Genomic DNA, 25,504 nt, shown 5'->3' with positions numbered 1-25,504 from the left:
TCCAGGCAAGGCTAGGGGCCGGGAGGCGGTCGCGCACTCATCCTGACGAAGGGCGCGGGGCTCGCCACCATGCCCCGAACAGGAGCGCTCCGCGGCACGGAACCTTCAGGAACCTGGAGCCGTGCCCCCGGCAGGTGGTTCGGGACGTCCCGCCGGGGGCGCGAGATCAGTGTGCCGACGAGGTCTCCGAGGGCACCTCCTGGGAAGACCCCTCGTTGCTCGGAGTGCGCAGCCAGGCGGCCGAGAGGAGCGCGCCGACCGCTGCGATCCCGGCAGCGCCGAGCAGCCCGGCGGAGAAGCCTGTGGTCTGGGCGACGACGTCGCCGGCGTCGTCCGCACCGAACCCCGAGGCCAGAGCGGTGATGACGGCCAGGCCGAGGGCTGAGCCGACCTGGTAGCTGGTGCTCACCAGGCCCGACGCCAGTCCCGCTTCCTCAGGGGCAGCGGACGACAGCGCCATGCCCAGCGACGGGATGAAGGCCATCGCCATGCCGGCGGCAGTGACCAGCGAGGCAGGGAGGACGTCGACGACGAAGCTGCCGTCCGGGCGGAGCTCACTCAGCCACCCGAGGCCGACGGCAAGGGTGCCCAGACCGACGACCGTCAGAGCCTTCGGACCGAATCGGGCGATCAACCTCGGTGCGGCGGCGACCATCCCGATGATGATCGTCACGGTCAGCGGCAGCAGCGCCGCGCCACTGGCGAAGGCTCCGAGTCCGATGACCTGCTGCAGGTACAGGTTGACGAAGAAGAACATCGGGATCCAGGCAGCTCCCAGCATGAGCTGAGCGAAGTTCGACGCGGCCAGGTTGGGAGCTCGGAAGATGCCCAGGCGCATCAACGGCTCGCGCAGGTTTGCCTGCAATGCCACGAACAACCCGAGGAGCACGAGGCCGCCCGTACCGGCAATCAGCGTCGACGCCGAGGTCCAGCCCGCTTCTGGACCCCGCACGACCGCGTAGACGACGGCTGCCAGGCCAAGAGTGACGGTGGCCGCGCCTGCGACGTCGAGAGAGCCGCGACGGGTGGCACCCGCCGGCATGACCGAGGGCGTGAGCACCACGATGGCCAACGCGATGGGCACGTTGATGAAGAACACCCACGGCCAGCTCACGTACTGCGTCAGGACGCCCCCCAGGAAGACCCCGGCGGTCCCGCCGGCGGGCGCGGCGGCGCCGTACAGCGCCAGCGCCTTGGTGAGCTCATGCGGGTTCGTGCCGAAGATGCTGAACAGCAGCGTCAGTGCGGCCGGCGCGACGAGGGCGGAGCCGGCGCCCTGGACGGCACGACCAGCTAGTTCGACAGTCACACTGTCGGCGAGACCAGCCATCAGCGAGCCCACGGCCAGGACCACCCATCCGGTCCCGAAGATGCGCCGTGCACCGAGGAGGTCGGTCAAGCGGCCGCCGAGGAGGAGCAAGCCGCCGAAGGCGATGACGTAGGCATTGAAGACCCAGCTCAGACCGGACGGCGTGAAACCGAGGTCTTCCTGCATCTTGGGGAGTGCCACGCCGATGATCGAGGTGTCCATGATGACCATGAACTGGGCGGCGGCGATGAGACCGAGCGCCAGCCAGCGCCGGCCGCTCGCGCTGCCGTGCGAGGTGGTGGGAGACATGGGATGCCCTTCTGGGATGACGAGTCAGCCGTCCGGCTGTCACGTCGGAGCGTCGTAGGGCCGGCTGTCCTCCGGCTGTCCCGCGACTGTCGAGCGCGGGAGCCCGCGCCACACCGGGACGCGGACGGGCCTACCCGCTGTCCGGAGGGTCCACGAGCCGGACCGAGAAGGACAGGCCTGCGAACGCCGCGAGGACGTCATCGACAGTCATCGTGCCGCTGACCCTGATCAGAGACCGCCCCATGTCTGCCGACAAGGTCTCGACCCCAGGTACGTCGCGCAGCCGCGCCGTGACCTCACGCACGCATCGACGGCAGTTCAAGCTGTCGACGACGAAGGTCATGGTCCGCACAGGTGCCTCGCAGAGGAAGAGAAGCTGGGCTCTCAGCCTGCGCCGCGAGGCTGTCTGACCGCTGTCCATGCGGCCCCTGGCCGTGACACGAGCACGTGACCGGACGCGTCCCAACGCGCACACCACTCCCGACCAACGAGGGGTCACCACCGTTCAGGCCGTACGCATCCACGTCGTACCGAGCGAACAGGAGTCAGACATGAAGGTTCTCGTGATCGGCGCGACCGGTTACATCGGTTCCGCAGCCACGCAGGCACTCGAACGGGCGGGGCACCAGGTCGTGCCCTTCCTCCGTGTGGGAGAGGTGACCCCGAGCCGGATCGCCAGCGCGGACTTCCGCGTCGGCGACCTGACCGACGCGTCCTCACTGCGAAGAGCTGCGCAGAGCGTGGATGCCATCGTGCACGCGGGTGCTCCGCTGGGCGACTGGGACGCGGACCGGGATGCCGTCCTCGCACTTCTGGAGGGTCTGCGTGACGCAGGTTCCAGCAGGCTGGTCTACCTGAGCGGGACCTGGGTCCTGGGAGCGACCACACGTGACCAGGTAGCCGACGAGACCTCACCTCCTCGGCCGATCGCGATCGTGCACGGACGAGAGAACGTCGAGTCGGTCGTCCGGGCGCACGGCGGGATCGTGGTGCGCGCCGGCGTCGTCCATGGCAGAGGCAGCGGCATACCGGGTCTCCTGGTCCACTGGGCCCGCGAGACAGGTACGGCGCGGTACGTCGTGGGTGAAGACCCGTCACCCGTCTGGTCGGTCGTCCACGTGGACGACTTGGCGGAGCTGCTCGCGCTGGCCTTGACCGACGCCCGGCCGGGCGAGCTCCTGCATGGCGTAGGCGAACCGGCCGTCCCCGTCTCCGACATCGCGCGGGCTGCCGACGAGGCCGCCGGTGGGCCGGGCCAGGCGACGTCATGGCCGATCGCAGATGCGGTGGGCGACCTCGGGCCGGCGTTCGCCGGTGCGTTGGCCTTGAGCCAGGTCGTGACGGCACGACGTGCCGCGCAGCTGGGTTGGAGGCCGAGTCGGCCGACGATCAGTGAGGAGCTGCGCACCGGGTCCTACGCCTCGGCATGACGTGAGTCGCACGTTCCGCCCCCACGGCGAGCACGCCGTGGGGGCGGTGTGCACGTTGCGTCAGGCCGCTCAGGACGCCATCGCCGTCGGGGCGCCGTGGGCCGATGAGCGCCTTGTCCAAGGCTCACGTTCGCCACCCTGCCACCCCACGTCGGGTGAGCCGACCGTCGAGAGGACCCTCGCGAGCTGCACGCTCATCGACTCCACGGCGCGAGTGAGCTCGATGATCAGGTCCTTGGTGCTCTGACCCGCGTCGGTCCGGGCCGCGACGAGATCGTGGCTCACGGAACCCGACAGCTCCAGCCGCGGGTCCCGGTTGAGGATCGACTCGAGCAGCTGACCGATCTGCTGGCCGGGATCGATACCGAGCTGCTCGCGCAGCGAGTCTCGCAGACGTCGGTGCGCGTCCAGCGCGTCTGCGGTGCGGCCCGATCGGTGCAGTGCCAGCATCAAGAGCTCATGGAGCGATTCCCGGTGCGGCTCGCGGGTTGCGAGCGACTCCAGCACGGGCAGCGCCTCGGCGTGACGGCCGAGGTCGACGAGCGCTCGGAGCCTGCCCTCTCGCGCACCTTCACGGAGCGCGTCCAGCTCCGCGGTGAGCGCCAGGACAGCGGAGTGGTGGGCCAGCTCGTGCAGTGGATCGCCGCGCCAGAGCGCGAGGGCCTGGTCGAAGTCGTCCAACGCCACGCGGGGCTTCTCCTCCCGCAGATGCCGGTGACCCGCGGCCACATGCTCGCGGAATCGACTCACGTCGAGGTCGTCGGGTGACATCACCAAGCGGTACCCGCGAGCCACGGTGGCGATCGGTCCCGTGCCGGGACCGTCGACGTCGAGCAGGCGCCGAAGGTGCGAGATGTACGAGCGCAGAGTGATCTTCGCGCCTGCCGGAGGTGCCCCGTCCCACAGCTCCTCCACGAGGCGGTCGGCAGAGACGACCTGGTTGGCCCTGCTGGCCAAGAGGACGAGGAGCGCCCGCTCCCGGTGGCTGGGAAGCGCCAGCTCCCGCTCGGCCACGCGAACTCGCAGGGGGCCAAGCACGTCGATCAACACTGATTCGGCTGTACGGATGTCATCCACAGGTGCCTCCGGTTGACTCGCTGGGCTGACCAGCGGGTGATGGCTGTCGGGAGCACGCTGTCCAGGACCACTTTCGTGACGCTGTCCCAACGCTGTCGCGACAGCTCAGCTGCCGAGCTCTCTTCCCGAACTCAGCTCTCGGCTCTTTCGGGCCATCCGGACACCACCGAAACCCAACCGCTGCCCGACACCGTCGAAACGCGTGATCACGCACGCATCACCCAACGGAAGGAACACCATGAAGAACACACGCGCCGCGTGGCTCGCAAGGTTCGTAGGGCTGGTGGCGGTCGGAGTGCTCGGTACCCTCGGGGCCGAATCGGCGCCAGCGACGACCGCCGATGCTGCAGCCGGCAGCTCGAGAGTCACGTTCGCAGACGAGAGCGGCGACGTTCGCAAACCCAAGCTCGACATCCGGGACGTGCGGGTGGTCAACAAGCCCGACGTGTTGAAGGTTCGGGTGTACTTCCCAGGCGTCGACCAGACCTACGGCTTCCCCACGGGGGCGGTCATGGTCTACCTGGACACCGTCGAGGCCCGAGAGGGGCCTGAGTACGGACACTTCATGGACTTCTGGAGCGACTACCGCTTCGCCCCCACCGAGGAATGGTCCGAGCAGCGAGTGCGCGCGTGGAGCCATTCCCCCGAGGGTCGCTGTGTCGCCGACGCGGGCGTCAAGAGCGACCGGAAGAGCCGCCTCCAGTGGTTCGAGTACGTCGTGCTCAAGCGAGACCGCTGCTTCGAGGCGGCCGCGGTTCGCGTTGCCGTGTCGACGGTCAACACCGGAGAGCTGCGGCCGTTCAAGGAGTACCGCAAGCCGGCCTGGGACTACCTCACCGGCGAGCACGAGTGGACCGACTGGGTGCCACAAGCGTCCTGATCTGCCGCCGTCGGCAGCCCTCGTCCAGGCTCGTGAGCCGACCGACGGGGGCTGCTGCGTCGGCGCCGCTCAGTCCTGCGGCATTCGGTCACGGAAGCGGTCAGCGGCAACCAAGAGCGTGTCGTCCCCACTGATCCGGTGCTCGCGCAACGCGGCTTCGGTCAGCTTGACCACGTGCTCGTCTCCGTGTTCCACAGCCGCCGCCGGCAACCGGTCGAGAAGGGCGTGGCGGTCTGCGTCGGTCATCGTGTGTGCATCCGACTCAGCCGGGTCACGCGGGTCTCCGAAGGCCGAGACGAGAGCACCGATCACCCGCCATGAGACCTGCACCGTCCTGCGAGCCAGGCCGTGCGGGAGCACCGGAAGGACGAGTCGAACAGCAGCCGGAGCCGTGACCGCGTGGCAGAAGGGAATCGGCGCATCCGGTCGAGCCGCGACGACACGCGCCGCCGCGTTGATCAGGTCGCTGAGCGCCACGTCCGTGCCGGATGGCTGCCGCCACTCGCCCAGCTGCAGCGGGAGACCTGGAAGCTCGTCGAGTGCTCGCAGACGGCCGTTGATGCCTGCGCCCCTGGCCGGCACGTCCGGGTCGAGCCTGGGCAGGGCTGCCAGCGCCGCGACGGCGTCCAGCCGGGGCCGGTGGGCGTCCAGGCCCGGGACCGGGTCGTAGCGCGCCGCCCACAGTGCCAGGCCGCGCGCGAGCTCGTCGTACAGAAGCGGGTCGGCGTCCGCACCGGCCGACCGGAGGGACCGGACCGCATGGGCGGTCCGGATCATTCCGTGGGTGGCGCTGGCCGCCATCCCCTCGAGCAGCCGTGGCCACCAGATCAGCACGAGCTCCTTCCACGGCATCTCGGTGGTCTGCTCCAAGAAGAAGCCGGTCCAGTCCCCGAGGAACCGCTCATCCCCGAGACGATCGGGCCACGACCCGTGGTCGACACCTCGTCCCATGACGGGCGGCAGGTCCAGGTGGGGCAGGTAGCGGTCCACCCACCCCTCGATGGCGTCCGTTCCACCCACGTGCGTGAGTGCCTCCACCGCCATCGGTCCGTGGTTGGCGAGGAAGCCGCCGAACTCCGGCCCCGTCGAACGGAAACGCTCGAGGGACGCCAGGAGCTCCGGTGCGGTCATCGCGCCTCCCATGTTGATGTCGGTTCGTGCAGGATGCCCGGGACCGGTTGCGTCGCCGTGGTGTGAGCGTGTGCTCGTCAGGCGCCGAGCGTGCGCCCCCAGACGGCCAAGACCGCCGCCAGGGTGTCCTGCTGTCGCGCCGACAGCTTGCCCACGAGACGGTGCTCGTTGGCGATGTGCGCGGTGAAGGCCTCATCGATCAGCCTCTTCCCCTGATCGGTCAGACCGACGACTCGCGACCTCCCGTCGGTCTCCGCGACCCGACGACTGACCCAGCCCTGCTGCACGCACCGATCCACCCGCTTGCTGATCGCCCCCGAGGAGACCATCGTCGAGAGGCCCAGCTGCGTGGGCGTCAGCTCGTACGGCGCACCACTGCGCCGGAGGGTGGCCAACACGTCGAACTCTCCTTCTCCGAGCCCGAAGCGTGAGTAGACCTCGACGAGCTCCTCGGTGAGCGCAGCCGCAACCCGGTGCAGCCGCCCGATGACTCCCTGCGGCGAGACATCCAGATCGGGCCGTTCACGCGCCCACTGCTCCATCACCTGGTCGACATGGTCCCGCGGCGGTTTCATGGCGGGAATATATCTTCTCTGGAAACTATTTTGTCTTCCATGGAAGACAACTCGTTGCGGACCGCCCTCCTCGCGGCCATCGCCCCCGCTGCGTGGGGCACCACCTACATCGTCACTTCGCACCTGCTGCCCCCTGACCGGCCCTTGTTCGCCGCGGCGATGCGGGCACTGCCAGCCGGCCTCATCCTGCTCGCACTGACCCGCCGCCTGCCACGCGGCCGCTGGTGGGGAAGGGCCGCTCTCTTGGGACTGCTGAACTTCGGCGCCTTCTTCCCCCTTCTGTTCTTGGCGGCCTACGAGCTTCCCGGAGGAGTCGCCGCGACCGTCCAGGCTTCGTCCCCCCTCGTCGTGATGGCACTTGCGTGGATGCTGCTCGGAGAGCAGCCTGGGCTGCTCCGCATCACGGCCGGGCTGGTCGGGGTGGGCGGAGTCGCACTGCTCGTCCTGCAGTCGGCATGCGGCGATGCCGGGCCGCTGGGCTTCGCCGCGGCTGCCGGCTCCGTCGTGAGCTCGGCCCTCGGCTTCGTCCTGGTCCGTCGCTGGCCCGCCCCGGTCAGCACCCTGACGCTCGTGTCCTGGCAGCTGGTCGTCGGAGGGCTGATCCTCGCTCCGTTGGCCCTGCTCGCCGAGGGACTCCCACCATCGATGGACCTCCCTGCAGTGGGCGGTCTGCTGTGGATCGGCGGCGTCGGGACCGTCGTCGCCTACGTCTGCTGGTTCCGCGGCCTGGCCCGGCTACCGGCGGGAACGGTGTCGCTGATCGGTCTCGTCGGTCCCGTCGTCGCCACCGGTCTCGGGATCGTGATCGCGGGCGAACCTGCCGGACCTGGACGTCTGGCAGCGATGGGACTCATTCTCGCCGGCGTCCTGCTCGGCCAGCCGGCAGTGGCGCAGCTGGTGCGACGCCGGCTGACCCGCCCTCGGAACGACGTGGGTTCGCGCCTCCTCGCGGAGGTGCCTGCTGCCCAGCAGGCAGACCCGGTCGCGCGTGCGGCCTGACGCGTCCCACGCCCGCTCAACGGGCTCCCAACGCCGCCCCCGGAGCCTGGGCGCACCACCTGAGGAGAAACGAGAAGACCATGATCGAGGTGCAGCGCCTCACCAAGCAGTTCAAGGACACGCTGGCCGTGGACGACCTGACCTTCAGTGTCACGCCCGGCCTCGTCACCGGCTTCCTCGGCCCCAACGGTGCGGGCAAGTCGACGACGATGCGTGTCATCGTCGGGCTCGACCGTCCGACCTCCGGCGAGGCGCTGGTCGACGGCAAGTCCTATCGCACGCTCGACGCTCCACTGCGCTCGGTCGGCGCGATGCTCGACGCCGGCCAGGTGCATCCACGACGGACCGCGTCAGCGCACCTGCTTTCCCTGGCCGCGACGATCGGCGCGGGCCAGGGCAGGGTGCGTGAGGTGCTCGAGCTCGTGGGTCTCCCAGACCAAGCCAGGCGCCGCGTCGGGACCTTCTCCCTGGGCATGCGCCAACGGCTCGGGATCGCCGCTGCGCTGCTCGGAGATCCCAGCACGATCATCCTGGACGAGCCGATGAACGGTCTCGACCCCGACGGGATCATCTGGGTGCGATCACTCCTGCGACACCTCGCGCGCGAAGGCCGGACCGTCCTGGTGTCCTCCCACCTCATGGGCGAGATGGCGCAGACGGCCGATCACCTGATCGTCGTGGGGCGCGGGCGCCTCGTCGCCGATGTCGCCACGCATGACCTGCTCCAAGGACCCTCCTCAGCGTTGCGCGTGCGTACGCCGGATCCACTTCGCCTGACGGACGCCGTCACCGGGGCTGGCGGAACCACGGACGCCGGAGACGAGGGGGCACTCCTCATCCACGGCCTGACGGCCGGTGACCTCGCCCGGCTGGCACTCGCGCATCGCATCGAGATCCACGAGCTCGTCGAGCAGGACCGCTCTCTCGAGGAGGCGTTCCTCGAGCTCACGAACCACACCACCGACTTCCGCGCCCAGACCAGCCCCGAGAGGACCGTCCTGTCATGACCACGATCCACAGCGCGTCGACACGCTCGTCCGCACCAGGGTCCGGACCCACCTTGAGCCGGGCCACCCACTCCGAGCTGATCAAGCTTCGCAGTCTGCGCGCGCACGTCGTCCTTCTCGGCACCGGTGCCTTGTTCCTCCTGGCGCTGGGGCCGATCCAGGCGATCGGTCAGGTGCTCTCGAAGGCTGAGCCGGAGCCGCTTGGCACCGTGTCAGCCGCGATCTCGGTGGCACTCACCGGAGGCACGACCACGGCGCTCCTCGTTGGAGTCCTCGGAGTCCTGAGCGTCACCTCGGAGTTTCCGACCGCTCTCATCCGCACCACCTTGTGGGCGGTTCCTCGCCGAGGACTCGCCGTGACAGGCAAGGTCGCGGCCCTGCTCACGCTGCTCGTGCCGACGATCGTGCTCTCCACAGTGATCGCTCTCGAGGCGACGCGCCAGGTCCTGGCGCGAGCCGACCACCCCATGCCCGAGCTCTCCTGGTCCCAGCCAAGTGTGTGGTGGAGCCTCCTGGCGATGATGCTCTTCGCCACAGGTTGGGCGCTCCTGGGCCAGGCCCTCGGCTGGTTGCTTCGCAGCGCCGTGGGGGCCGCCTTCGCGCTTCTCGGGCTGATGTTCGCTCTGCCTCTGGTCGTCCTGGCGCTCCCGTCGGGCGTCGAGCACCGAGTCTGGCCTTACCTCCTCTCCGAGGCCGGGTCCTCGATGATGCGGCTCCAGGAGGGCAACCCGGCTGGTCTCGCTCCCGGCCCCGCTGCCCTCGTCTGGCTGGGCTGGATCGTCGTCGGGCTGCTCTTGGCCACGTGGGCCATGAAGCGCCGGGACGCTTGACGCACCAGAGGTGCGAAGCCCACTTCGGCAGCCAGGGACGTCGTCGCGCTCGACGCCGTCCCTGGCTGCTGCTGCGTGCAGCGAGAGCGTCATGATCCTTCTCATCGAGGCGGACTGGAGCGGCCTCCTGGCTCGTGTGGCCGACTCCTGAGCCGGCTCAACATCGACTCAACAGTCTTCCAAGGCCGCCGCCGCAGCCTGGAAGCATGACCACGACAGCAATCGCCTCGGCCGGACGCTCGACGCCGTTGTCCAGGCCCCTTCTCCGCTTCACAGCGATCGCCTTGCCCGCAGGCTGGCTGTTCCTCGGCCTCCCACTGTTCATCGACTCGCCCGTCGAGCCGTTCGTGCTCGCCACACTGTTCCTCGGCATGGTGCCCGCAGCCCTCCTACTCACGCGCTACTCCACGGACGCGACCATCGGCGGGCTGCTGCGCGACAGTGTCCGGTTGCCTCGGCCCCTCGCCCTGCTCTTGCCCGCACTGCTGATGATCCCCGCCGCCACCTGGGTCGTGGCGGCCGGCCTCGGCGTCCAGACCGAGCTGAGCAACGGCTTCCTCACCGGCCTGGCCGTCAACGTCTTCTCCAGCGTGCTGATCATCAACCTCTGGGAGGAGATGGTGTGGGCCGGCTTCGTCCAACGTCAGGCCCTTCGGCGATGGGGCTTCATCCGCAGCGCGATCCTCACAGCAATGCTGTTCACCGGCATCCACATGCCCCTTGTGTTCTACGGCGCCGACGGAACTGCCGACGTGCTCTACAACGTCGGTGTCATGCTCGTCTCCGGGCTTGGCATGCGTCTCCTCATCGGCGCGTTCGACCAGTGGGGGCGCGGCAGCATCCTCGCGCTGGCTCTCCTGCACGCGTCGTTCAACGTCAGCAGCGAGCTGGTCGACAGCGACCACGACTGGGTGCGATACGCCGTCACCCTCGGACTCGGGCTCACGGTCCTGCTGTTCCCACGCATCCGCCGCGCCCGAGCTGCTGGGACCGACCGATGACCGGCGAGGTGTTGCGGTACGCCGCGTTCCCCGACGAGGACTCGACCAGTAGCTCACCCGGCAACCCCGCCGGCGTCGTGCTGGGGGCGGAAACGCTGACCGAGGCTCAGATGCAGACCATCGCCGAGACGATCGGGTACTCGGAGACCGCATTCCTAGCCCCGATCGGACCAGGTTCTCGCGACGAGTTCCGCACCAGGTACTTCAGCCCCAAGGCCGAAGTCGACTTCTGCGGCCACGCGACCATAGCGGCAGCTGTCGCCGTCGCAGAGCGCCACGGTGCCGGTGATGTCGTCATGGTCACGAACGCTGGAAGGGTCACGGTCAGGACTCAGGAACACGGCCGGACGATCACCGCGACGCTCACGTCACCAGCGACGTCGTCGCGCCCTGTCGCACCGCGCGTCCTGACCGCCGCTCTCTCCGCCCTTCGGTTGCCTCCCGAGAGCCTGGACCCTCGCTATCCGGCCCGCGTCGCGTTCGCCGGCAATCACCACCTCGTCCTCGGGGTGACCGAGGCCCACGTCCTCGATGACCTGGACTACGACTACGTGTCCCTGGACGCCCTCATGGCCCTGGAGGGGTGGACCACCGTGCACGTCTTCCACCACGCAGGACACCACCTCTACACGGCCCGCAACGCCTTCCCGCCGGGCGGGGTCCGAGAGGATCCGGCCACGGGCGCAGCGGCCGCTGCCTTCGGCGGGTACCTTCGCGAGCTCGGCCTCGTCGAGGTTCCCTGCACGGTGACCGTTCTTCAGGGCCACCAGATGGGATCCCCGAGCCGTCTGATGGTCGGCATCGACGGGGACCACCCTGGGATCGAGGTCACCGGGACGGCCACGAGGCTCTCGCCCTCGCCCTACGACGAGATCGACCTGCCATGAGGAGCTTCTCCGTGGTCGCCGGGCAACCACACACCTGGCCCGAGATGCCGGCCGCTGCCCGAGTCGTCACCGACTTCCTGGCGAACCTCCGGCTGACCGGCGATGCCGTCGCTGCCCGCCGGCTGTTCGCCGATCGAGTCTCCGCCCACCAGGTCGTCGCCGAGACCGACGAGACCGTCGTCAGACGTCCGGAGGAGTACGCCGACCACGTCGCCGACATGGTCGCGGCGAACGGCCCCTTCCAGATCCAGGTCGAGGAGCTCCTCGTCGAGGGCGACCACGTCTACGTCCGCTGGCACCAGCAGGGCTGGACGGATCCGAACGCAGGCGTCGACGCAGCGAGGCGGCCACTGCGCGAAGCGGCCTCCGCCGTCTACCGAGTCGCAGAGGGACGCATCCAGGAGTACTGGATCCAGATCGACCGTCTCGGCGCCCTACGACAGCTCACTGATTCCACCACCTCACCTCAGGAGAAGAAATGACCCAGCACGAAACCGTTCAGACGCCACCGGCCACCCGCACGGTGGAGGGACACCTTGTCCCCGCGCCCGGAACCTGGCAGATCGACCCCGGCCACACAGACCTCGCCTTCATCGGCCGACACTTCATGGTCACCAAGGTCCGGGGCCGCTTCACCGACGTCCAGGGCTCGGTCACGGTCGCGCCCGACCTGTCGGACTCCAGGGTCGAGGTCACCATCGGAATGGCCAGCATCGAGTCGGGCTCCTCGGTCCGCGACGACCACCTGCGCTCGACCGACCTGTTCGACGTCGAGCAGTTCCCCACAGCCACGTTCATCAGTCGCCAGGTCGACTGGCGAGGCACCGGCGGCACCGTCGTCGGCGACCTCACCATCCACGGCGTCACTCGTGAGGTGCCCTTGCAGGTCGCCTTCGAGGGCCACGTGCGTGACCCCTGGGGCGGCGACCGGGCCGTGTTCTCCGCACGCACGAAGATCAATCGCGAGGACTTCGACATCACCTGGAACGTCGCTCTCGAAGCGGGCGGGCTCCTGGTCTCGAAGGACGTGTCGATCGAGATCAATCTCGAGACCGTCCTGTCCACGGCCTGAGAACGGGGGCGGCTCAGCGCCTGCCGAGCCGCCCTCTCCCGACCACAACATCACTCGTCCAGAGGACCTGACATGAGAGCTTCCCTCGTCACCGCGCCCGGCACACCCGAGCCCGTTCGTGTGGCCAGCGTCGCCGACCCCTCACCTCAGCCCCATTGGGTGAACGTCCGCCTCCACCACGCTGCGCTCAACAGGCTCGACGTCGTGCAGCTCGCCGCCCGGACGCCCGACGACACCGGAGCCATCTTCGGCTCGGACGGTGCGGGGACGGTCGAGGCGCTCGGATCCGGGCTCTCGCCCGGGCCCGCCATGTCTCCCGGGGACGAGGTCGTCATCCTCCCCTCGCTCTTCTGGGGCCCTTCGCCGGCGGCCCCTGGACCGTCGTACGAGATCCTGGGCTCCCCCACGAACGGAACGCACGCGGAGATCGTCTGCGTTCCGGCGGCCAACCTCTACCCCAAGCCGCGACACCTGAGCTGGCCCGAGGCCGCCGCGCTGCCGATGGCGACACTGACGGCATGGCGCGCGCTCGTCACCAGAGGCCGGCTCGCCGAGCACGAGTGCGTCGTCGTGGGCGCCGCCTCCTCGGGTGTCGGATCCGCGGCGATCCAGATCGCCGTCGCGCACGGTGCCCGGGTCGTCGCTGTCACTTCCTCCGAGGAACGAGCTGCCCACGCACTCAAGCTGGGCGCCTCCGTCGCCATCGACCGTCGGCATCGCGAGTTCCCGGAGCAGCTGCGGCGCGCGACCGATGGCGCCGACCTCGCGCTCGATCCGACCGGTGCGCTGTGGCAGGCCTTCGTGGACGTTCTCCGCCCTGGGGGCCGGCTCGTCGTCGTCGGCAAGGTCGGCGCCGCACAAGCCCAGCTCGGTGTCCAGTCGGTCTACTGGAAGCAGGTCGACGTGCTCGGATCGACCATGGGGAGTCCTCGTGACTTCGCTGCGCTCATCACCCACCTCAGCACCCACCAGTGGGCTCCCAGCCTCGACTCAGTGTTCCCGCTCAGCGCCGTGCAGGACGCGTACGCCCGGCTCGACAGCCCCCTCCGCGCCGGCAAAGTGGTGCTCGACGTCAGGGAACACTCGTGACCGTCGGCGTCCGCATCGAGCCGGTCGGGATCGTCGCCGACGACGGCCGTCTCCTGCGGGGTACACGGTTCCGTCCAGAGAGCGCACCGGTCGGATACGTCCTGGTCGCTCCGGCGATGGCGACGCCAGCGCGGTTCTACAGACAATTCGCTTCCTGGCTGGCATCCGAGCGTCAGCTCGCGGTCCTGACGTTCGAGTACCGCGGGACGACCGCAGACGCCTCGGCCCTTCGCCGCGAGAACGCCGACCTGCTGACCTGGGCGGCCGACGCCGCCGCGGCGCTCGAGCATCTGGACGCCGAGCGCCGGAGCGAGAACCCCGCAGGGGCGATCACCTGGATAGGGCACAGCTTCGGTGGCCAGATCCTCGGCTTCGTCCGTCATGACCTGCTGAACGCGGCGATCCTCGTCGCGACCGGCCACGGGTACTTCCACCACAATCCCCCGCACCTGCGACGCCGAGCTCCTCTGCTGTGGCGGTTGGTCGTCCCGCTGACCACACGGGTGAGCGGATACTTCCCAGGACGCCGCCTCGGCATCCTGGGCGACCTCCCGTCACGCGTGGCTCGCCAGTGGGGTCGCTGGTGCATGCACCCGGACTATTGGGGGGCCGACGTCCAGGACATCACGCAGCGCCACGCCCTCGTCACGCATCCAGTGACCCTCATCTCGCTGACCGACGACGCCCTCGTGACCCCGAGTGGACCCAAGGCTCTGGCGGCCCAGCTCCTCAACGCGCCCGTCACTCACGCCCGCGTTCACCCCTCTCACTTCGGGGTGCGAACCATCGGTCACCACGGTCTCTTCAGGGCGTCGATGGCGCACGCGTGGCGCGACGTGTTCGCCATCGATGTCCCCCGCTCGGATGCCACCGACGCCCAACGGTCGTACAACCCCTCGTCGGCAGCGTGAGCTCATCAAGCCGAAGGAGGTCACCATGACCCGCACACCCGCATCCGAGGGACCCGTACGACTCCGGCCCGTCCGCATCGAGGACTGGCCGACCATCCACGAGTGGGCGCGCCGGCTCGACGTCACCCAGTACCAGCTGTGGGGACCCAACCGGGCCATGGAGACGCGCACCTTCGTCGTCGACGCCATTGCAGCGGCCACGGAGCGCCCACAGCGACGTCACGTGCTGTCCGCGGTCCGCGGCAATCGCGTGGTCGGCCTGGTCGAGATCACGATCCTCGAGCAGCAGCCGCGCGGAGCCGAGCTCGGCTACGCCGTCCACCCACACCTGTGGCGGCAAGGGGTCGGCACCTCGATCGCGCTGCAGGCGATGGACCTGGCCTTCGGCTCCCTCGGGGTCCAGCGGCTGCAGGCAACCTGCGACACCCTCAACACGGCGTCGGTGCGCCTGCTGCACCGGGTGGGCATGCACCTGGACGGCACTCTGACGCGACACCAGCGCCTGGGTGACCGCTGGCGAGACACCCATCTCTTCTCCCTGCTCGTAGAGGAGTGGTCGGCTCGACACGTCGCTCAACCGGCGTGACGAGGCGCCACCCGCCCACAACCTCGACGCAACGCCGATCGCGAACGATCGAGTCATGGACACCACAACCCGACCGCTGACGGCGGCCGAGCTCGTCGCCACTGCTGCAAGCAGCGCGGGCCCGCTCGTCCTCCAGCCCAGCGACCTGCCGATCCCTCCCCTTCAGCTTCCGTGCGCCGTCTGCAGCCGTCACCTTCATGACCACGGCGGCAATCCTCCCGACTGCACGGGATTCACGCGTCCGCGGCTTCCGGCCGGTTACGCCTACGTCGACGAGCTCAGCGCGGGCTCACGATTCAGGTTCCTGAGCCGGGGCAGCGACTCCTGCGGCCGCGAGGCACTGCACCGGCCGTTCCCGCTCGACGAGGCGAATGGACTCCTGCAGCTGCAGACCACCTCGGACGCCTGCGCCGACACTGCTCACCTTGTGCAGGCGACCACGATCGTGCGGATCGAAGCGTCAGCTGCCTGAGCCTCCCGCCGATCCAGGCAAGACGGCCCGGCACCACCCACCTTCCACTGCCAGCCAACAACGGCCCGCGAGCGTGGATCCACCTCACCGAAAGGCGAACCGATGTCAGTCATGACCCCTTCCAGGACCACAACCTGGATCCGATCCCACCCGGTGCCGGCCTACCTCGTGCTGTCCCTGGGTGGCGCCTACGCCCTCCTCTCCGTCATGGTCCTGATCGAGCGCGACGTGCTTCCAGGCCGAGGCGTGCCCGGCCTGATCGGCTCGGACATGGAGGAGGCCGCCAGCTTCGTCCTCGTCCTGACGGTGCTCGCCAGCGCGTTGCTCGTGACGTATGTCGAGGGCGGACGATCCGCCGTTCGCCAGCTCGTGCGGCGAGCCTTCCGGTGGCGAGTTCCCGCACGCTGGTGGGCGATCGCTGCGCTGTCGCTTCCGGTCGTCAGCTTCCTGCTCGCGCTCGCCCTGGGCGACTCGTTCACCCCACCGAGCGCAGGCACCCTCGTGCACGAAGGGATGGCCATGCTGTTCGCCCTCGCTGTGATCAACCTGGCCGAGGAGACCGGTTGGGCAGGGTTTCTCCAAAGCCGCCTCGAGCGCCGCAACCAGCTCCTGCTGGCCAGCGCACTCACGGCGGTGCCGTTCGCGCTGGTGCATGTTCCGATCCGCGTGGTGACGCGCGAGATCGCCGCACCCGAGGACCTCGTAGGCAACCTGATCGCGCTCCTCGTTCTGTGCCTGGTGATCCGAACCCTGCTGGGTGTCGTGCTGCGCGGCGCGCTGAACAGCGTCCTGCTCGTCGCTGTCACCCATACCTCGTTCAACCGCTCCAACAACGCCGACGGAATCGTGGCCGACCTCGTCGATGGGGACGCCCGCACCTTCGCCGCACTCCTTGCCAGCCTCGCCGTCACCGTCGTCCTCCTCGCCGCGATGCGACGACGGCTGAGCCGCTTCGAGCGCCTCACCCTCGACCAGAACGAGGCGGCGTGATGCGCGGCTCGGCTCGTCAGATCGTAGGCGTCGTCCTCGTCGCCGCGGCCGTCCTGTGGCTCGGCGTGGGGCTGACCCTCCTCGTCGTTCAGCACCAACAAGATCGCGACGGCTACTTCATGACCCGCAGCACGAGCGCACACTCGGACGGGCTGGCGGTCGTGCTGAGTGGTGAGGCGAACGGCGTGAGCGGCCCAGTCGACGTGGAGTCGCTGGTCGGAAGAGCACGCGTGACGGCTGATCGTCACGGAAGCGGTGAGTACTTCGTGGGTATCGGGCCAAGCGACGAAGTCGCCGCGTTCTTGAGGAACGTCCCGCACAGCGAGATCCTCGACGTCACAGAGAGCGATGCTGATCTGCGCTATCGGGAGCACGACGGCTCCCAGCCGGGATCGCCCCCCGGCGATCAGTCCTTCTGGCTGACATCGGCGGCAGGCGCAGGACGGCTGAAGCTCGACCTGGAACCTCCGACCGGCGATTGGAGCCTGGTCGTGATGAACGTCGACGCTTCGCCGCAAGTAGATGCGGAGCTTAGCGTGGGAGCGACCCTGCCTGTCCTTGAACGGAGCACGCGGATCGGCCTCCTCAACGGGGTCTTGTTGCTCCTGGGAGGTGTGGGGGCGCTCGCGTTCCGGCGACGGGCGCTCGTCTCCGAATAGCTCTTCGAGAACAACCTCAGGACTGTCGATGCCAAGCACCCGCCCCAGACCCCGGTGACCCACTGATGGAAAGGCATTCCGTGACCGAGATGAACGACCATCTGCGCCACGCCGGTCATGATGGCGACGACCAGGCCGGCCACCGCGCGCCTGCGGCTCACGCTGAGCATGCAGCGCATGCCCACGCCAACATCACCGCCATGGCGGCGAGCGCCACCCTGCACTGCCTCACCGGCTGCGCCATCGGAGAGATCGCGGGGCTGATGATCGGCACCGCGGTCGGGTTGTCCACCGGATGGACTCTTGTGCTGGCAGTCGGTCTCGCTTTCGTGTTCGGCTACTTCCTGTCCACGTTGCCCCTGATCAGGTCAGGTCTCGGGGTGGGCGCCGCCCTCACGGTCGTCCTGGCAGCAGACACCCTGTCCATCGCGACGATGGAGGCCGTCGACAACGCCGTCATGGCGCTGATCCCAGGCGCGATGGAGGCCGGACTCGTGAACCCGGTCTTCTGGATCGGCATGATGATCGCGCTCGCGGTGGCCTTCGTCGCCGCCTACCCGGTCAACCGCTACCTGCTGCAGCGGGGCAAGGGACACGCCCTGACCCACGAGTACCACGGCGTCGTCAACGCCACCGGCGTACGTCGCTTCATCCCCTCGATCTCGACAGGAGCACTGGCCGGCGTCATCGTCGCGTTCATGCTCGGAGGCTTGGTCGTCTCCGTCGCCGACGAAGTCGGCGGCGATGATGCCGGGGGCAGGGGCGGCCACGCCACGTCAATGCGATGACCAGTCCCAGGCGATGTCCTCGTTGCTCAGCCTCGTCGAGAGGTGGACAAGTGCTCCTCGTCTTGCTGCAGATGCGCCCGTGTCAGAGGGTGAGGTAATGGAGACGCGCAGGCTCGGACGGCTCGGGCATCAGAGTTCGGTGCTCATCTACGACGCGGCGGCGCTCGGCGACGTTCCACAGGACGTGGCCGACAGATCGATCCAGCAAGCCCTCGATGGGGGCATCAACCACTTCGACGTGGCGGCCGACTACGGAGACGCCGAGCTGCGGCTGGGTCCCCGGATGGCCGACATCCGTGATCGGATCTTCCTGGCCACCAAGACCGGACGCCGAGAGCAAGAGCCGGCGTGGAGCGAGATCAACCGCTCGTTGGAGCGCCTGCAGACCGACCACGTCGACCTGTTGCAGCTGCATGCCATCGGAGACCTCGATGAGCTGGACGCGGCTACCGGGACCGGTGGCGCGCTGGAAGCGGCGGTCCGCGCGCACGAGGCCGGCCTGGTAGGCGCCGTCGGAATCACCGGCCATGGCCATGCGGCGCCCTCGACGCACCTCGAGGCGTTGCGTCGCTACCCCTTCGCGACCGTCCTGACTCCGCTGAACCCCGTGCTCTGGCGAGACGAGGCCTACAGAGCCGACTACGAGGCGCTCGTCGAAGAAGTCCGCCGACAGGACGTGGGCCTCATGACCATCAAGGCGGTGTCCCGCCGCAACTGGCCCGACGGTACGGACCACACCCACGCCACCTGGTACGAGCCCTACGACACCCAGGACCGCATCACGGCAGCGGTGTCATGGGTGCTCGCTCACGAGGAAGTGACGGGCATCCCCACGGCCGGCGACGTGCGGCTCCTGGGCATGCTGCTCCAGGCCGAGCAGGACCGGATCCCACCGAGCGAGGCCGAGCAGCGGCTCGCCCGCGACGACCAGTACGCGTCGCCGTTCGTCGCCATGCCGTTCTGACTCGAGGGCGCCCGCCACGACGTCTGTCACCAGCGGCGGGAGCACTCGGCCAGGTCGACACGGACCTGCTGGCCACGGTCGACGACGACCGACTCGCGCTGGAGGACGCGCCCGTCCTTCTCGCACGTGAGCGTCCACGTCTCGATCAGGCCGGGAACCTCCTCGGAGGACACCACGGCGGAGTCGAACAGGGTCGCCGTCAAGGTGTACGACGGTGCGATTGACGCGAAGTTGATGACCCGCAGCACGTAGTCGCCCGGCGCCGGTGCGCCGATCTGGGTCTGCTCCTTCTCGTTGACCGAGTTGCCGGACGAGCCGACCTCGGTCAGCGAGCCGTCCGCGTTCTTGCGGTAGACCTCGAGATCGAGGTCGTCGGGCGTCGGCCAGTCGAGGTCGACCTGCAGGACGTCGATCCCGGTCTCCGTCACCGTGAAGGGGTGGTCGACGCTCTGCCCGACGGTGGTCGGACCACCCTGGAACGACTGGCTCCGCACCGGCTGGTCCTCGGTGATCTCGACGAGCTTGTCCTGCACCACCGGACGGGTGGACTGGTTGACGTGCCAGGTGTAGCGCCCGTCCATCCCCACCTTCATGGTGCTGTTCAGGCGGTCGGTGAACGAGCCCTCCCACGTAGGCGTCGAGAACTCCTTGCGCAGCCTCAACGTCGCACCCTTCGGTGCCTTGCCGCTGATCACGGCGTGCGTGGCGGTGTCGACGGCGTTCTCCAGCGCGGCGAGGTAGGCCTCGCGGTTGCCCTTGCCGGCGTACGCGCCGGCGCCGAGGTACTCGTCGACGACCTTCGGGAACGGCGGGTGGAACTCGTCCGGGCCGATCTCGAAGGTGTAGCCGAAGCCACCGGTCGCGTTGTAGGACCAGTCCTCGGTCGTGCCCGTGGTGTCGTAGAGCTCCCAGCCATGGATGTTGCGGTAGCCGTTGGCCGCTGTCATCCGGGCGCCCAGTGCCTTCAGCGCCTCTTCGTCCGGCGCGTTCCCGACCGGCAGGCCGTCGTGGCCGATCGTGTCGGGGTGCACTCCGTTGGGCCGCAGCACCAGGTTGGAGAAGGTGTGGTTGGAGATCATCGTCGTGACCTGCCGCCCGCTGATGAGCTCGCGGACGTTCTGGATCTCGGGCTCGGAGAACGGCCCGGCCCCGCGGTACGTCGGGTCGGCGAACACGTCGGAGGCGCCGGGTCCGCCCCAGAACCCGCCGTAGTTGCGGTTGAGGTCGACGCCGACGCCGTACCCGCCCGGGCTGGTGGCGCTGGCGACCCGGCACGTCCCGTCGATCGGGTCCTGGCCGTCGACGACGCGGCAGTTCTTGCGCTTGTAGGCGTTGCCGGGAGTGCCCAGGAGCGACACCGTCCCGCCGGCGTCCACCTCGCGCAGGTCGACGAGGCTGCCGTCGGTGCGAGAGAGCTCGAAGCCGTCGACGTTCACGACCGGCACGACGACCACGCGCGAGCGGTCGAGCAGACCGGTGATCCGCGCGTCGGTCCCGTAGTTCTGCACGAGGTCGTAGGCGAACTCCATCGCGAGCTCGCCGGACGGCCACTCGCGAGCGTGGTGCAGGCCCAGGAGCACGAAGACCGGTCGTCCGTCCTCAGCAGCCTGCACGTTGCGACCGATCTCGATGCCGTAGACGGTGCGACCGTCCAGGGACTTGTGCGGCAGCGTGATCCGCTTGGCGATGGCCGGCCGGATCGCGGCGAGCTCGCGCAGGTCGTCGTTGTAGTCGGCCAGCGTCCGGTAGGCGTCGCGTCCCGACGGCAGCGGCGATTCGAGGGTGGCGGCGGCGTACGCGCGGTTGACCTGCTCGTTCTGCACCGAGCGCGCGATCAGGTCGGGGATGCGGACGTCGTAGCCCAACCCGGAGTGCAGGAGCGCGTCGAGGTCGGTCGCGTCGTGGAGGACGACCTCGACGTAGTCGTGGCCGGCGTGCTCGGTGAGGTCGAGACCGAGTCTCTGCAGCAGCTCCTTGTCGGCGCGGGTCGGGGTGTCCACGGTGACGAGCCGTGGGGCGAAGAGAGCGGTGTCGGCCTGGGCGGACGATCCACCGAGGGCAGGCGTGACGCCGGCCAGGGCGAGGGCGGCGACCGCGGCCACCGCGGAGACGCGGGTACGTCGTGACAGGGGACTCATCTGTGCTCCTCGTGCGTCGGGGATCGGTGTCAGAACGAGCGGACCTGGTGGTAGGTCACGCAGGCGTTGGTGCGGGAGCTCAGCCGACCGAGCTGCCACAGGCGGCCTGGGCGTCGGCGACTGCGAGGTCGTACTGCGACCTCTCGCCCGTGTGGGCGGCGGAGTGGAGGGCTTGCATCGAGCCGTCGAGGTCGCCGAAGCCGGGGTTCGTCCGGGCCGCGCGGGCGGACTCGACGATCGCCTGGTCGAGCAGCAGCACCGCCGCCGCGTAGCGGGCGTCGGACTCCACCTCAGCGGCCTCGTGCGCCTTGGCCATCAGGTCGCACGCCGACGTGGCGTGGTCGCGCCCCGGCTCCTCGGCCGGGCCCGCATCGGTCTCCGCGCCGCCGCGCAGACCGACGACTCCCACCACGGCGACGACGGTGGCGCCGGCCAACGACGCTGCCACCACGCGGGACCTCGCGGAGCCGGTGCCGGCCGCGACGTGCCCGGCGCGCTTGCGGGGATCACCGCTGCGCCGGGCCGCCCCATCGGTCCGTCCCATGACCTAGAGGCGCCTCAACGACGTCGAGGTCTTCTTGCCGGGGTAGGACGCAGCGTCGTACGGGTCGGTGCCCTGCGCCCGCTCCTTGGAGTTCGCGTGGCCGTCGCCGTCGATGTCGTTGTCACAGGCGTCGCCCTGTCCGTCGCGGTCGAGGTCGGCCTGTCCGGCGTTCGGCTGCTTCACGCAGTTGTCCCGCGAGTCCCCCACGCCGTCGCCGTCGCGGTCGACGCCCGGCGCCGTACGGACGACGGTGCGGTAGTCGGTCGCGATCACCTCGCCGTCGTCCTCCCACTCGATCCGCAGCTCGTGCGTTCCGCCGGGGATGCTGACGTCGATCGAGAAGGTGTCGAGCTCGTCACTGGTGTCGACGTCCTGGCCGCCGGCAAGCGCCCCGTCGACGTACACCTTCACGTGCTCCGTAGCCGGGATCACGCAGCCGTCGTGGCCGTTGCCGGCGACCGAGGGGCAGAGGTCGTAGACGTCGGGCACGCCGTCGCCGTCGCTGTCCGGGCACCCGCTCGGCGCCGGTCCTGCCTGCTGGGGACACCGGTCGTCACCGTCGGCGACGCCGTCGCCGTCACCGTCTCCGGAGACACCGACCAGGGTCGCGGTCAGGGTGTACGTCGTCGCGGGCACGCCGACCACGAGGTAGGGGTCGACCTTGATGTCGAGGCGGCCGCGCACGTTGGTCAGCAGCACCCGCTCGGGATTTCCGGCCGTCGCCCCCGATGCCGTCGCAGCGCCGGTCACGGTCATGTCGAGGTCACTGTTGTCGGTCCACGACAGCAGCAGCTCGACGTCGCTCGACTCCGGCACGTCGAGGGTGAAGGTGTCCTGGCTGCCGGTGAGCACGCCGAGCGACGTGTCGGCGACGGTGAACGTGTTGCCGCCGGGCTGCTCGAGCACGACGGTGTCGAGCGTGCCCGTCACCGCCGAGCCGCCAGTAGACGATCCACCATCCACGGCGGTCGATCCCCCGGCTGCCGAGCCGGCGCTGGTGGGGGCGGCCACACCGACCGCACCGCTGTCCGGAGCCCGGTCGTCGGAGACGACGGTGAACTTGTTGTTGGCGGTGTAGCCGGTGAGCGCGAAGACGTCGTACGGCGCGGTCACCTTGGCCCCCGCGAGATAGCTACGGGGAATGTGGAACGTCACCGTGTTGGCGACCGGGTCCCACTGCGCCCAGTCACCGGGCAGCTGCTGCTCCATCGAGTGGTCCCAGACCATCACCTCGGCGGGGCTGCGCGGATCGGGGACGAACGTCTTGATCTGGCGTCCGTCGATGCTGACGGAGTACTCCGACGGACTCGTCACCGAGGTCGAGGGCCACAGCTTCTTCACCTTGACGGTGGTCGTGACCTCCAGGTCGGTGACCTCGACGGAGACCTGCTGGATGTCGGTGAGGTCGGAGACCGCGTCTCCCTCAGGATCGTCAGCAGCGCCGACCGGCGACGACGGCGGAGCGTCCAGGGGACGTCGCTCGACGCTGCCGCTGACATTGACGTTTCCGTCCGCGGTCTCCGACCCGTGCTCCGGCGTGGTCACGGTGAGCACCGGCTGGTGTGTCTCCACCGGCTCCGGAGTCCAGTCGGTCGCCGCGCCGGGCACGGTCCCGAGGTCGGGTTGGGGGCAGTCCCACACCGAGCCGGTCGACGACGCGAAGAGGTGGTTCTCGGGGCTCTGCACCTGGAAGGAGTTGGTGCCGTCGCCCAGGACGTCGTTGGGCTGGACCTGGTCGGCCGCGGTCACGGCCCCGTCGCCGTTGACGTCGAGGTAGTGGCTCATCCGCAGCGCGAAGGCCTCGACGTTGAGGGTGGAGACGCACTTGTTCTGCCCGGGCGGGTCATAGCTGTAGGCCATGATGTCCGTCGTCGGGACCGGGCCCCACGAAGGCGTCTCCGCACCGTCGCCGACGTGGCCGAGGGTCAGGCAGTGGCCGGTCTCGTGGAGCACCAGGTCGAAGAGCGAGAAGGTGTCGGTGGTGCCCGGCACCGGGTCCACGCCGCCGTTCACCGAGAAGCACACGTTGCCTCCGGCGCCGCCGCAGTCCTCCACGTAGACGCCGCCGCCGTCGCCGTGGTGCCCGTCGTACCCCGGCATGCCCTCCCAGGTGTCCAACGAGAACGGGTTCGGGATGTTGTGGCAGGGAACGCCGTCCTCGGAGAAGATGCCCAGCTCGTCGGTGAGGTACGTCGGGTCCACGCCGATGCCGGCACCACCGGCCGGGTTGGTCGCCACGATCACGATCTCGGGGTCGTAGAGCGGATACGTGCTGACCTCGTCGCCCTCGGTGAGCCCGACGACGTCGGACGAGATGTGGAAGTCGACTCCGTCACGCAGCCAGTCCAGGCCCATCTCGTCGGAGAGGTAGTCGATGCCGCCCTCCCAGGCCTCGGCCGCCTGCCGCATGATCCGCAGGTCCCGCTCCGCCGTCGGTGAGGCCGGGACGAGGACCGCGACGTCGACCTGCGGGGAGTCGAGGGCGTTCAGGCCGACCTTGGCGTGGAAGCAGGTGTTGGCCGGGTTGTCCCGGCTCATGTCCTTGATGCAGCCCGGCGGGAGGTTGCCGTCGCCGTAGAAGGGTCCGACGTAGTCATCGGCAGGGCTGGCCTGCGCCGGCAGAACAGATCCGAGGGCCACCAACGACACTGCGGCGACCATCAACGGGACCAGCGCGGCGACGAGGACCGAGATGCACTTGCGCACGGGCGTTCCTTTCCGAGAACCCACCAAACGCCCAGCTCGTCGGCACGGACGACATCTGGGCGAACCACCGTGCGGAGGAACTTAAGTCGTGGAGGTGGCCACGTGTGGCCACTGGCCTCAGAAGGCCAATGTCTAGACCGTTCGGCTCAGAGCCAGCCGCGCTGGGTGGCGCGGACGCCCGCCTCGAACCGCGAGTCGACGCCCAGGTCCTCGAGCAGGTCCTTGACCCGTCGTCGTACGGTCCGCTGGCTCAAGCCGAGGTGCCGGGCGATGGCGGTCTCGGTCATGCCGGCGGCCAGCAGGTTGGCGAGCTGACGGAGCTCACCCTCGGACGTACCGACCGTCGACAGCTCACCCTCGAGGGTCGGCCGCACCTCGACGGCGTGCTCCCACACCGACTCGAACAGCGCGATAAGGGAGTCGAGCAGCACGGACGGACGGACGATCACCACGGCCTCAGGGATCTCGCCCCGGGCGTGGAGCAGCGGCAGCATCGCCCACTCGCCGTCGATGACGGCCAGCTTCAGCGGGACCCTGGCCAGCCGGGCCTGCTCTCCCGCGGCGACGCCTTGGAGGATGCGGCGCACGTGGTCGGGCTCGTCCAGCAGCGACCGGTCGAACACCGTCCGCAGGTGCAGCCCGTCGGTGCGGAGCCGCTCGGCCTGGCCGCTCATGGCCTCGTCGACGTTCGACGCGTAGGGCGGACGGTCGAAGACGGCGATCTCGGTGCGTGCGCTCTGGATGACCTGGAGGAAGAGCTGGCGGACCGAGCCCTTCCCCGACACCACCTCCACGAGCTCGGTCGGATCGGCGTCCCGGGTCGCCCTGCGCACCCGGACCCCGAGCTCGGCCGACGCCTCGCGCACCGCCAGCAGAGCACTCATGTGCTCGGCGATGAGTGCCTCGATGGCGTACTCAGGGGGCGCGACCACGAACTCCTGGTCAGGGCCGGCCAGACGGCGGACCAGCCCCTTGGCCACCAGCTTGTCGAGGGCCTCGAGCTGGCGTTTGGGCTTGATGTCGCCGTCGGCGAGGATCTCAGTCAGCGAGGCCCTGCCTCGCCCCACGAGGAGTTGGTAGACCTGCTCCTCGACGGAGCTGAACCCCAGCGCTTCCAGCACCTGTGCCACCCTCCGCCGGCGCGGGTGGC

General features: G+C 69.3%; 26 protein-coding genes. 17 read left to right on the top strand and 9 right to left on the bottom strand.

What is annotated here, in order from left to right:
* Positions 1–166: 166 nt before the first annotated feature.
* Together ABD295_RS01490 and ABD295_RS01485 are read right to left on the bottom strand one after the other, a co-directional pair.
* Positions 167–1,618, bottom strand: a complete 1,452-nt coding sequence (locus ABD295_RS01490; RefSeq protein ID WP_344301803.1) for an MFS transporter — start codon at positions 1,616–1,618, stop codon at positions 167–169.
* Between the two features lie 130 nt (positions 1,619–1,748).
* Complete coding sequence (locus ABD295_RS01485) at positions 1,749–1,961, bottom strand: cation transporter (RefSeq protein WP_344301801.1); 213 nt, start codon at positions 1,959–1,961, stop codon at positions 1,749–1,751.
* 208 nt (positions 1,962–2,169) lie between these two features.
* On the opposite strand from ABD295_RS01485, the gene ABD295_RS01480 reads away from it, so the two are divergent.
* Positions 2,170–3,048: an NAD-dependent epimerase/dehydratase family protein gene (locus tag ABD295_RS01480; RefSeq protein WP_344301800.1), complete on the top strand. Its 879-nt coding sequence runs from the start codon at positions 2,170–2,172 to the stop codon at positions 3,046–3,048.
* Between the two features lie 69 nt (positions 3,049–3,117).
* On the opposite strand, the gene ABD295_RS01475 is transcribed toward ABD295_RS01480, so the two are convergent.
* Entirely contained in the window at positions 3,118–4,098 is a 981-nt protein-coding gene (locus ABD295_RS01475) for an AfsR/SARP family transcriptional regulator (protein WP_344301798.1), read from the bottom strand.
* 265 nt (positions 4,099–4,363) lie between these two features.
* Here ABD295_RS01475 and ABD295_RS01470 point away from each other — a divergent pair, with 265 nt between their 5' ends.
* Positions 4,364–5,005, top strand: coding sequence for a hypothetical protein (locus ABD295_RS01470; protein ID WP_344301796.1), 642 nt, complete (start codon positions 4,364–4,366; stop codon positions 5,003–5,005).
* Positions 5,006–5,074: 69 nt separating this feature from the next.
* Here ABD295_RS01470 and ABD295_RS01465 read toward each other — a convergent pair whose 3' ends face one another.
* The gene (locus tag ABD295_RS01465; RefSeq protein ID WP_344301794.1) at positions 5,075–6,136 is read right to left on the bottom strand and encodes a questin oxidase family protein; all 1,062 of its coding nucleotides are present in this window, start codon (positions 6,134–6,136) and stop codon (positions 5,075–5,077) included.
* Between the two features lie 77 nt (positions 6,137–6,213).
* Complete coding sequence (locus ABD295_RS01460) at positions 6,214–6,711, bottom strand: MarR family winged helix-turn-helix transcriptional regulator (protein ID WP_344301792.1); 498 nt, start codon at positions 6,709–6,711, stop codon at positions 6,214–6,216.
* Between the two features lie 39 nt (positions 6,712–6,750).
* On the opposite strand from ABD295_RS01460, the gene ABD295_RS01455 reads away from it, so the two are divergent.
* The 15 genes from ABD295_RS01455 (at position 6,751) to ABD295_RS01385 (ending at position 18,966) form a co-directional block, all read left to right on the top strand.
* Positions 6,751–7,710 carry a DMT family transporter gene (locus ABD295_RS01455; RefSeq protein ID WP_344301790.1) on the top strand — a complete coding sequence of 320 codons (960 nt, stop codon included), beginning with the start codon at positions 6,751–6,753 and terminating at the stop codon, positions 7,708–7,710.
* Between the two features lie 80 nt (positions 7,711–7,790).
* Entirely contained in the window at positions 7,791–8,717 is a 927-nt protein-coding gene (locus ABD295_RS01450; RefSeq protein ID WP_344301787.1) for an ATP-binding cassette domain-containing protein, read from the top strand.
* A complete protein-coding gene (locus ABD295_RS01445) occupies positions 8,714–9,547 on the top strand; it encodes a hypothetical protein (RefSeq protein WP_344301785.1) in 834 nt (277 codons plus the stop codon). The genes ABD295_RS01450 and ABD295_RS01445 overlap by 4 nt, the downstream gene beginning before the upstream one ends.
* Positions 9,548–9,753: 206 nt before the next feature.
* Positions 9,754–10,548, top strand: coding sequence for a CPBP family glutamic-type intramembrane protease (locus tag ABD295_RS01440; protein ID WP_344301783.1), 795 nt, complete (start codon positions 9,754–9,756; stop codon positions 10,546–10,548).
* Positions 10,545–11,435, top strand: coding sequence for a PhzF family phenazine biosynthesis protein (locus tag ABD295_RS01435; protein WP_344301781.1), 891 nt, complete (start codon positions 10,545–10,547; stop codon positions 11,433–11,435). The genes ABD295_RS01440 and ABD295_RS01435 overlap by 4 nt, the downstream gene beginning before the upstream one ends.
* The gene (locus tag ABD295_RS01430) at positions 11,432–11,917 is read left to right on the top strand and encodes an ester cyclase (protein ID WP_344301779.1); all 486 of its coding nucleotides are present in this window, start codon (positions 11,432–11,434) and stop codon (positions 11,915–11,917) included. The genes ABD295_RS01435 and ABD295_RS01430 overlap by 4 nt, the downstream gene beginning before the upstream one ends.
* Positions 11,914–12,507, top strand: coding sequence for a YceI family protein (locus ABD295_RS01425; RefSeq protein WP_344301777.1), 594 nt, complete (start codon positions 11,914–11,916; stop codon positions 12,505–12,507). Before ABD295_RS01430 ends, ABD295_RS01425 begins: the two co-directional genes overlap by 4 nt.
* A gap of 72 nt (positions 12,508–12,579) precedes the next feature.
* The gene (locus ABD295_RS01420; protein ID WP_344301775.1) at positions 12,580–13,596 is read left to right on the top strand and encodes a quinone oxidoreductase family protein; all 1,017 of its coding nucleotides are present in this window, start codon (positions 12,580–12,582) and stop codon (positions 13,594–13,596) included.
* Positions 13,593–14,507: an alpha/beta hydrolase family protein gene (locus ABD295_RS01415; RefSeq protein ID WP_344301773.1), complete on the top strand. Its 915-nt coding sequence runs from the start codon at positions 13,593–13,595 to the stop codon at positions 14,505–14,507. Before ABD295_RS01420 ends, ABD295_RS01415 begins: the two co-directional genes overlap by 4 nt.
* A gap of 25 nt (positions 14,508–14,532) precedes the next feature.
* The gene (locus ABD295_RS01410; protein WP_344301771.1) at positions 14,533–15,093 is read left to right on the top strand and encodes a GNAT family N-acetyltransferase; all 561 of its coding nucleotides are present in this window, start codon (positions 14,533–14,535) and stop codon (positions 15,091–15,093) included.
* 55 nt (positions 15,094–15,148) lie between these two features.
* Positions 15,149–15,565, top strand: a complete 417-nt coding sequence (locus ABD295_RS01405) for a hypothetical protein (RefSeq protein ID WP_344301768.1) — start codon at positions 15,149–15,151, stop codon at positions 15,563–15,565.
* A 153-nt stretch (positions 15,566–15,718) separates the two neighbouring features.
* On the top strand, positions 15,719–16,555 hold the full coding sequence (locus tag ABD295_RS01400) for a CPBP family intramembrane glutamic endopeptidase (protein ID WP_344301766.1): 837 nt from the start codon (positions 15,719–15,721) through the stop codon (positions 16,553–16,555).
* The gene (locus ABD295_RS01395; RefSeq protein WP_344301765.1) at positions 16,552–17,214 is read left to right on the top strand and encodes a hypothetical protein; all 663 of its coding nucleotides are present in this window, start codon (positions 16,552–16,554) and stop codon (positions 17,212–17,214) included. Before ABD295_RS01400 ends, ABD295_RS01395 begins: the two co-directional genes overlap by 4 nt.
* 89 nt (positions 17,215–17,303) lie before the next feature.
* Positions 17,304–18,002, top strand: coding sequence for a DUF4396 domain-containing protein (locus ABD295_RS01390; RefSeq protein WP_344301764.1), 699 nt, complete (start codon positions 17,304–17,306; stop codon positions 18,000–18,002).
* Positions 18,003–18,099: 97 nt separating this feature from the next.
* Positions 18,100–18,966 carry an aldo/keto reductase gene (locus ABD295_RS01385; RefSeq protein WP_344301763.1) on the top strand — a complete coding sequence of 289 codons (867 nt, stop codon included), beginning with the start codon at positions 18,100–18,102 and terminating at the stop codon, positions 18,964–18,966.
* 26 nt (positions 18,967–18,992) lie between these two features.
* Here the strand turns inward: ABD295_RS01385 and ABD295_RS01380 are convergent, their stop codons facing one another.
* The 4 genes from ABD295_RS01380 to ABD295_RS01365 all read right to left on the bottom strand — a co-directional run bounded on the left by ABD295_RS01380 (position 18,993) and on the right by ABD295_RS01365 (position 25,475).
* Entirely contained in the window at positions 18,993–21,104 is a 2,112-nt protein-coding gene (locus tag ABD295_RS01380) for a M14 family zinc carboxypeptidase (RefSeq protein ID WP_344301762.1), read from the bottom strand.
* A gap of 79 nt (positions 21,105–21,183) precedes the next feature.
* Positions 21,184–21,648, bottom strand: coding sequence for a hypothetical protein (locus ABD295_RS01375; RefSeq protein WP_344301761.1), 465 nt, complete (start codon positions 21,646–21,648; stop codon positions 21,184–21,186).
* A gap of 3 nt (positions 21,649–21,651) precedes the next feature.
* Positions 21,652–24,354, bottom strand: a complete 2,703-nt coding sequence (locus ABD295_RS01370) for a thrombospondin type 3 repeat-containing protein (RefSeq protein WP_344301760.1) — start codon at positions 24,352–24,354, stop codon at positions 21,652–21,654.
* 146 nt (positions 24,355–24,500) lie between these two features.
* Positions 24,501–25,475 (bottom strand): helix-turn-helix transcriptional regulator, encoded by a 975-nt coding sequence (locus ABD295_RS01365; RefSeq protein WP_344301759.1) that lies wholly within the window; start codon positions 25,473–25,475, stop codon positions 24,501–24,503.
* Positions 25,476–25,504 lie beyond the last annotated feature (29 nt).

The organism is Nocardioides bigeumensis (assembly GCF_039531755.1).
Taxonomy (GTDB): Bacteria; Actinomycetota; Actinomycetes; order Propionibacteriales; family Nocardioidaceae; genus Nocardioides; species Nocardioides bigeumensis.
The sequence above is the reverse complement of the archived record's forward strand: the minus strand, read 5'-3'. Positions and strand labels throughout refer to the sequence as shown.